The organism is Carboxydocella sp. JDF658 (assembly GCF_002049395.1).
In the GTDB taxonomy this organism is placed as follows: Bacteria; Bacillota.
This window is the reverse complement of the sequence record NZ_BDLR01000086.1, coordinates 21,760-28,277: the sequence shown is the minus strand read 5'-3', so window position 1 is coordinate 28,277 and position 6,518 is coordinate 21,760. Positions and strand designations below refer to the sequence as shown.

At 52.0% G+C, this 6,518-nt stretch carries 10 protein-coding genes; 6 read left to right on the top strand and 4 right to left on the bottom strand.

Annotated features, from left to right (window positions below; translation table 11 throughout):
• From JDF658_RS11200 to JDF658_RS11185, 4 genes are all read right to left on the bottom strand, one after another.
• A partial coding sequence (locus tag JDF658_RS11200) for a 2Fe-2S iron-sulfur cluster-binding protein (protein WP_143311994.1) occupies positions 1 to 116 on the bottom strand: 116 nt, incomplete at its 3' end.
• 14 nt (positions 117 to 130) lie between these two features.
• Positions 131 to 1,933 (bottom strand): NADH-quinone oxidoreductase subunit NuoF, encoded by a 1,803-nt coding sequence (gene nuoF, locus JDF658_RS11195; protein ID WP_078664737.1) that lies wholly within the window; start codon positions 1,931 to 1,933, stop codon positions 131 to 133.
• Positions 1,934 to 1,943: 10 nt separating this feature from the next.
• Positions 1,944 to 2,432: an NADH-quinone oxidoreductase subunit NuoE gene (gene nuoE, locus JDF658_RS11190; protein WP_079907691.1), complete on the bottom strand. Its 489-nt coding sequence runs from the start codon at positions 2,430 to 2,432 to the stop codon at positions 1,944 to 1,946.
• 26 nt (positions 2,433 to 2,458) lie between these two features.
• Positions 2,459 to 3,025, bottom strand: coding sequence for a 5-formyltetrahydrofolate cyclo-ligase (locus tag JDF658_RS11185; RefSeq protein WP_078664739.1), 567 nt, complete (start codon positions 3,023 to 3,025; stop codon positions 2,459 to 2,461).
• Between the two features lie 242 nt (positions 3,026 to 3,267).
• Between JDF658_RS11185 and JDF658_RS14485 the strand changes: the two genes are divergently transcribed.
• The 6 genes from JDF658_RS14485 to JDF658_RS11160 all read left to right on the top strand — a co-directional run bounded on the left by JDF658_RS14485 (position 3,268) and on the right by JDF658_RS11160 (position 6,388).
• Positions 3,268 to 3,432 carry a hypothetical protein gene (locus tag JDF658_RS14485; RefSeq protein WP_159071943.1) on the top strand — a complete coding sequence of 55 codons (165 nt, stop codon included), beginning with the start codon at positions 3,268 to 3,270 and terminating at the stop codon, positions 3,430 to 3,432.
• 225 nt (positions 3,433 to 3,657) lie between these two features.
• Entirely contained in the window at positions 3,658 to 3,831 is a 174-nt protein-coding gene (locus JDF658_RS14480; RefSeq protein WP_159071944.1) for a hypothetical protein, read from the top strand.
• Between the two features lie 22 nt (positions 3,832 to 3,853).
• On the top strand, positions 3,854 to 4,045 hold the full coding sequence (locus tag JDF658_RS11175) for a hypothetical protein (RefSeq protein ID WP_078664740.1): 192 nt from the start codon (positions 3,854 to 3,856) through the stop codon (positions 4,043 to 4,045).
• A 30-nt stretch (positions 4,046 to 4,075) separates the two neighbouring features.
• Positions 4,076 to 4,948, top strand: coding sequence for a hypothetical protein (locus JDF658_RS11170; protein ID WP_079907687.1), 873 nt, complete (start codon positions 4,076 to 4,078; stop codon positions 4,946 to 4,948).
• On the top strand, positions 4,935 to 5,672 hold the full coding sequence (locus JDF658_RS11165) for a formate dehydrogenase subunit gamma (RefSeq protein WP_079907686.1): 738 nt from the start codon (positions 4,935 to 4,937) through the stop codon (positions 5,670 to 5,672). Before JDF658_RS11170 ends, JDF658_RS11165 begins: the two co-directional genes overlap by 14 nt.
• Positions 5,673 to 5,785: 113 nt before the next feature.
• Positions 5,786 to 6,388, top strand: a complete 603-nt coding sequence (locus JDF658_RS11160) for a NapC/NirT family cytochrome c (protein WP_079907684.1) — start codon at positions 5,786 to 5,788, stop codon at positions 6,386 to 6,388.
• The last annotated feature ends 130 nt before the right edge of the window (positions 6,389 to 6,518 follow it).

The window sequence follows — 6,518 nt, the reverse complement described above, 5'->3', positions numbered from 1 at the left end:
GGATCGTAACAGAGGGTGGGAATGTTGATGCCCAGCTCCCGGGCTGCCTCCAGAACCGTATATTCGGCGGGAACCGTCACTTTTTGACCATTGATAGTCAAAGTCACTTTATTCACCGACGGCCCACCTCCTACTTGCGCCCGACAGCGCCGAATTTACATTTGCTCATGCAGACACCGCACTTGATACACTTGGCGGGATCGATAACATGGGCTTCCTTGGTATTGCCGCTGATAGCCCCCACCGGACAGTTCTTTTTACACAACCCGCAACCTATACATTTTTCGGCATCGATATAGTAGGTGAGCAGATTGCTGCAGACTCCGGCCGGGCAGCGTTTTTCCCGGATATGGGCTTCGTATTCATCCCTGAAATAGCGCAGAGTGGACAGTACCGGGTTGGGGGCCGTCTGTCCCAGGCCGCAAAGGGAAGTGGACTTAATCACCCTGGCCAGCCGTTCCAGAGTTTCGATATCCCCTTCCCGGCCTTCCCCTGCACAAATCCGCTGCAGAATCTCCAGCATGCGCTTGGTCCCTTCCCGGCAGGGGGTACACTTGCCGCAGGACTCCTTCTGGGTGAAATTGAGGAAGAAGCGAGCCAGGTCCACCATACAGGTAGTTTCATCCATTATCACCAGACCGCCGGAACCCATCATCGCCCCGGCGGCGATCAGGGAATCATAATCAATAGGCAAGTCCAGCAGAGATTCAGGCAGACAGCCACCGGAAGGACCGCCGATCTGAACGGCCTTGAATTTCTTGCCATCCCGGATACCACCGCCGATATCAAAGATGATCTGCCGCATGGTAATACCCATGGGCACTTCCACCAGACCGGTATTGTTGACTTTACCGGTCATAGCGAAGACTTTGGTACCCTTACTTTTCTCCGTCCCGATAGCAGCATACCAGTCTGCCCCTTTGCGGAAGATGAGAGGCACATTGGCAAAAGTCTCCACGTTGTTAATATTAGTCGGCTTACCCCATAGCCCTTTGACAGCCGGGAATGGCGGTCTGGGCCGGGGCATACCCCGTTCCCCTTCAATAGAGTTGAGCAGGGCCGTTTCCTCACCACAGACAAAAGCACCGGCACCAGCCTTGATTTTAATGCGGAAACTAAAATTGCTGCCCAGGATATTGTCACCCAGATAACCGGCCGCTTCCGCCTGGGCGATGGCTACTTTCAACCGCTTGATAGCCAGCGGGTATTCGGCCCGCACATAGATATAGCCTTCATCGGCCCCAATGGCATAGCCGCAAATCAACATCCCTTCCAGAACAGCATGGGGATCCCCTTCCAGAACGGAACGGTCCATGAATGCCCCCGGGTCCCCTTCATCGGCATTACAGACAACATATTTTTTCTCACCGGGCGCTTTGCTGGTAAATTCCCATTTCAAACCGGTGGGGAAGCCGCCACCCCCCCGGCCCCGCAGGCCAGATTTTTTCACATCCTCGATTACCTGCTGGGGTGTATATTCCCGCAATACTTTTTCCAGAGCCTGGTAGCCACCGGCAGCAATATATTCCTGAATGTTTTCCGGATCGATATGGCCGCAATTATGTAGAACTTCCCGCTGCTGTTTGGCATAAAAGGGCACATCCCGATAGGTAATCGCTCTTTGCTGATTGCCAGGATCCTGATAAAGCAGGCGTTCCAGGATATTTCCTTCAATGATGTGAGATTGCACTAATTCAGAAATATCCTCCACCTGTACCCGGCGGTAAAATACCCCCTGGGGTTCCATGATCACCAGCGGCCCCTGCTCACAAAAACCATGACAACCGGTCATAACCACTTCAATTTGTCCCAGTTGCCGGGCTGCCAGTTCTGCCTTCAGGGCATCCATAACCTTGACCGAACCGGAAGACATACAGCCGGTACCGCCACAGATTAAAATTCTCTCTACTTTTTGCAACTGTGCCACCCTCATTTCCCCCCTCTTATTCATACTGGGCCAGGATTTCCTTGACCTTGTCAGGTGTCAGGCGACCATGGGTATCATCGTTGACCATGATCACCGGTGCCAGCCCACAGGCTCCGATACAGGCTACTGATTCTAAAGTAAAGCGCAAATCTTCGGTGGTCTCCCCGTCCTTAATATTGAGTTCATTCTGGATGGTTTCAAAAATCTTGGCCCCACCCCGCACGTGACAGGCCGTCCCCAGACAGACCCGAATAATATTGCGGCCCCGGGGCTTCAGATGAAACTGGGCATAGAATGTGACCACACCATAAACTTTGGCAAAGGGAATATTCAGCGCTTCCGAAATGCGCCGCAATACTTCCGGCGGCAGGTAGCCATAGATTTCCTGGGCTTCCTGCAGCACCGGAATCAGTGCCCCCTTCTGGCCAGCATAATGGGCCAGTACCTGTTCTAACTGTTCCTGTTTGGGATCCCTGGGCGTTTGCCCGCATTGACAACACGTCATCCCTTATTTCCCCCTCCTCCATGGTTTCAGATGAAATTTAAAGTCCTCTCCTCAGTCACCAGCCGGTGCATCCGGCAATCATGGGCTTCGGGATGGACATCAGGCACCAGTTGTAACTCAAAGATGGGAGCCAGCCAGCGGCAATCCGGCCTGGTTTGAGGCAAAAACCGGTCATAAAAACCGCCACCATAACCCAGCCGGTAGCCCCGATAATCAAAGGCAACTCCCGGGACAATTACCACATCCAATTCAGTCGGTACCAGACGGGGTAAAATGGTCTTCGGCTGCCGGATCCCCCAAACCCCTGGCTCAATATCCCGCTCCAGATCCTGGATTTGATACAACAAAAGGACTTTATTCTCGACATCCGTCACCGGCAACACTACTCGTTTTCCCAGCCGCAGCAACTCCTGCAACAAGGGCCCGGTCTCCACTTCCTGGCGGAAATCCATATAGGCCATTACCGTCTCAGCAGCCTTGATTTCCGGCAAGTCCAGCAGGGCAGCGATAATCTGCCGGCTTTTCTCCCCTACCTCCTCCGGCGTGAGGTTCTGGCGGGCAGCCAGGACCTGCCGGCGTAGTTCCTTTTTCATCCCCTGACCACCTTTTTGTGAATTTTCTTACTCTTTTTTATTATATACCCGTCTTTTTTGGGATACAATAAAAAATTTGCAACTATTATACCACTTGCGCATATTATTTACCAGGAGGTGAAAAAGGGGGAGGGAAGATGAGGTTGGTGAAAGTGGTCGCAAGTACGCACAGAGAAAATTTAGCCCAAAAAGTACTATCGGGGGGAATCGTGCATAAATTAATAGTGAAGAAGGTGAGCTAAATGGAAGATATCCGCTGCTCCTGCGGCAAGCTCATCTGTCAGTACCAGGATAATATGATCATCATTAAATGCCGTCATTGCAAGCGGTTTTTAATCATCAGATTTAATCAGGCCAGTCAGACCAAGCCGCGTATCTTCTGGCGCGAATTTAAAAAAGAATATTGAAGAGAGTCCAGAGACGTTAAGTCCAGAGGCCAGCATTAGACTACTAATGCTGGCATTTTCTTTACGGTGGACTAAAAGAAAATGCGAGCATTTTTTAGTGCTCACCGGAGGACAAAGGCTTTCAGCCAGAGCCCGGAGACCCTGGAGTCCGGAGGCCGGCCTGTACGGAACTTTACCGTACAGGGCCGGCCTTTGGTTTTGATCAAACAACAAGGGAGGGGGAACATGGAACGGGAAAGGCAACAGGAGCAACTGGAAAATGTCTACTGCAAATGTGGTAAAATCGTGGCCCAGAAAAAGAGATACAAACTCTACATCAAGTGCCGCCACTGCAAACGCTATTTGATTCTTTCTACTGGCGGCAGTCCCTGGCAGGTTATCGGTTCCAATGACCCGTGAGGTTGCAAAGGAGGTATGCTCTATGAAAGTTCTGTTTATCCTTGGCCTGGTCCTGATTCTGGCTTTTGGTTTTTCCCTGGGCGCCTGGGTGGCCTTTTATGGACTCAAGCTGAAGCATCCCGTCAGTAAAGGCCTGACCTTCTTGCTGCTGGGTGCCCTCATCTCCTTTCTGACCTTCGCTTTAAGCATCTTCATCGTCTGGCCCGGCGTCTAAATTCTCCTCATCCGGAAAGGGGTGATGCCCGTGAAAAAGTCCCTTCTCTTTCTTCTCTTGCTGCTTTTGACCTGGCCCGGCTGGGCCCTGGCTGATACCGACCTGGCTGCCGCCCGCAAGTTCAATGAAGGCTGTCTGCGCTGTCATGGGGCCCAGGGCTTGCATACGCGAAGCAATGGCCAAAAAATCAGTCTCTATGTAGATGAGAGCAAATACTTCTCCTCTATTCACGGCACCAATCGCTGTACCACCTGCCACACCGATATCACCGACTACCCCCACGTTGGTGCCAAAACCGGTGCTGAACTGAGGCGGCTGGTAGAAAGCAATTGCCGGCGTTGCCATGATTATATTACCAGAGTCTATGACCAAAGTGCCCATGGGCTGGCCCGCCGGCAGGGTAAGCCCACCGCCCTCTGTCAGGATTGCCACGGCAAACACGATATCCGCAAGAAAGAAGACCCCCTGGCTCATACCTCTGGTCGCAATCAGACTGCTTCCTGCACTGCTTCCGGTTGCCATAACGGCAGGATCAAGGAAAGCTATACCGAGAGCTTTCATGGCAAAGCTGTGGATTTAGGAGGTACCAGAGCCGCTACCTGCAGTGGCTGCCATGGCAGTCACAACATCCTTGGTCCCAAAGACCCGGCTTCACCGGTAAACAAGGTGAATGTACCACAAACCTGTGCCAAATGCCATTTCCGGGCCGAACCCAATTTCGCCAAAGGCACTGAACATTTTCTGCTGGAAAAGGAAGGGCCCGGTTCCCCCATGTACTATACCCTCAAATTTTTCGTCTGGCTGACCATTGGTGTGATGGTGCTGCTAACCATCCACATGGAACTGGAACTCTATCGCAAATGGAAAACGGCCAAAGGAGGTGGCTCCTATGGCAGCCACTAAATCCGCCTACCAGCGCTGGGATATACACCAGCGTCTGCAACATATCGGTGTCTTCAGCAGCTTTACTCTCTGCGCCATTACCGGCCTTTCGATCAAATTCAACCACGCCCCCTGGGCCCGTAGCATAGTCGATTTCTTCGGTGGCTTTGAGACCATGTTCAAGTGGCATCTCTTCGGTGGACTGATCCTGACCCTGGCCTGTATCTACCACCTGGTCTGGATGGCCGTCAAAGCCTGGAAAGGGGAGCTGGGCTGGGCTGTAATGCCAACTCTCAAGGATTTTACCGACCTGGCTGACCACCTGAAATATCAGTTAGGTCTTTCTGAGCAACCGGCCAGGTTTGACCGCTATTCTTACAAAGAAAAATTCGACTACTGGGCAGTTTTCTGGGGGATGTTTATCATCGGCGGTTCCGGATTTGTCATGTGGTTTCCCGAATGGGGTGCCTCTTTCCTGCCCCGCTGGCTCATCGATTGCTGGCGGGTAGGCCACAGTGATGAAGCCGTCTTAGCAGTACTGGTTATCTTTACCTGGCATTTTTACAATGTCCATTTCAACCCCGACTTTTTCCCCGGCAATACCCTCTGGTTCAGCGGCCTGATGGATGAAGAAGTAATGGAACATGAACATCCCCTGGAGCTGATGCGTATTCGCCAGCAACAAGCCCAAAACGGCATTCCCCTTCTCCCCAAACAGGAGGTGAACCACCATGGCAGTGTTTAAATACAGCCGCAATCGCTCCCTGATTGTTCTGGAAATGATTCTATATTTATTCATCTTGTTGTGGTTTCTCTATGAATACATCCCGCTGGGATTAAGTTGAAGGAGGGGAGCTGATGAACATGAAACGGCTACTCTTCATCCTCCTTCTGGCCCTGCTGGTGGCCCTGACTGCCGCCGTCCTTTTCAGCCAGGGCAGTATCGATTTCAGCCAGAACCGCCGGGAAGCTGTCCTCTGTGATAACTGCCACGAAATGAGCCCCAATGTGATCACCTGGCGCCTCTCCTCTCACCAGAATATCGGTTGTCTCAATTGCCATCAGGATATCACTCTTACTACCTTTGCCTATCGTCACTGGCGCGGTTTCTTCCAGACTCCGATCCAGGGTAACTTCATACCAGATCAGACCTGTCGTCAGTGTCACAGCGACCGCCGCCAGCTGACTATGCCCGCCAACCTGAATGTTCCCCATGCCCTGCACAGCAGCAAACAGGTGGATTGTATCGACTGCCACGCCAAAATCGTCCACCGTGGCATCAGCAAAAGCCCGCTCCTCAGGCAGCTCAGCTTCCCCGGAGAATATACGGAAGCTAAACTCATACCCCTGGCCCGGCGTTTACCCTCCCGGGTGCAGATGGCAGAATGCAAAGGCTGTCATAACGGCGCTATGGCCAGTAACCGCTGCTCGGTTTGCCATCCGCAAAATAAGGGAAAATAGTGTTACTACCCCCGGCCTCTGCATATGGTATAGCAGAGGCATATTTTTTCAGATAAATTTGTGAAAGTTACAACTTTTACTCACCAATGAGCAGGAATTTTGTCAATCATGTCCAATATAATTGTGAATG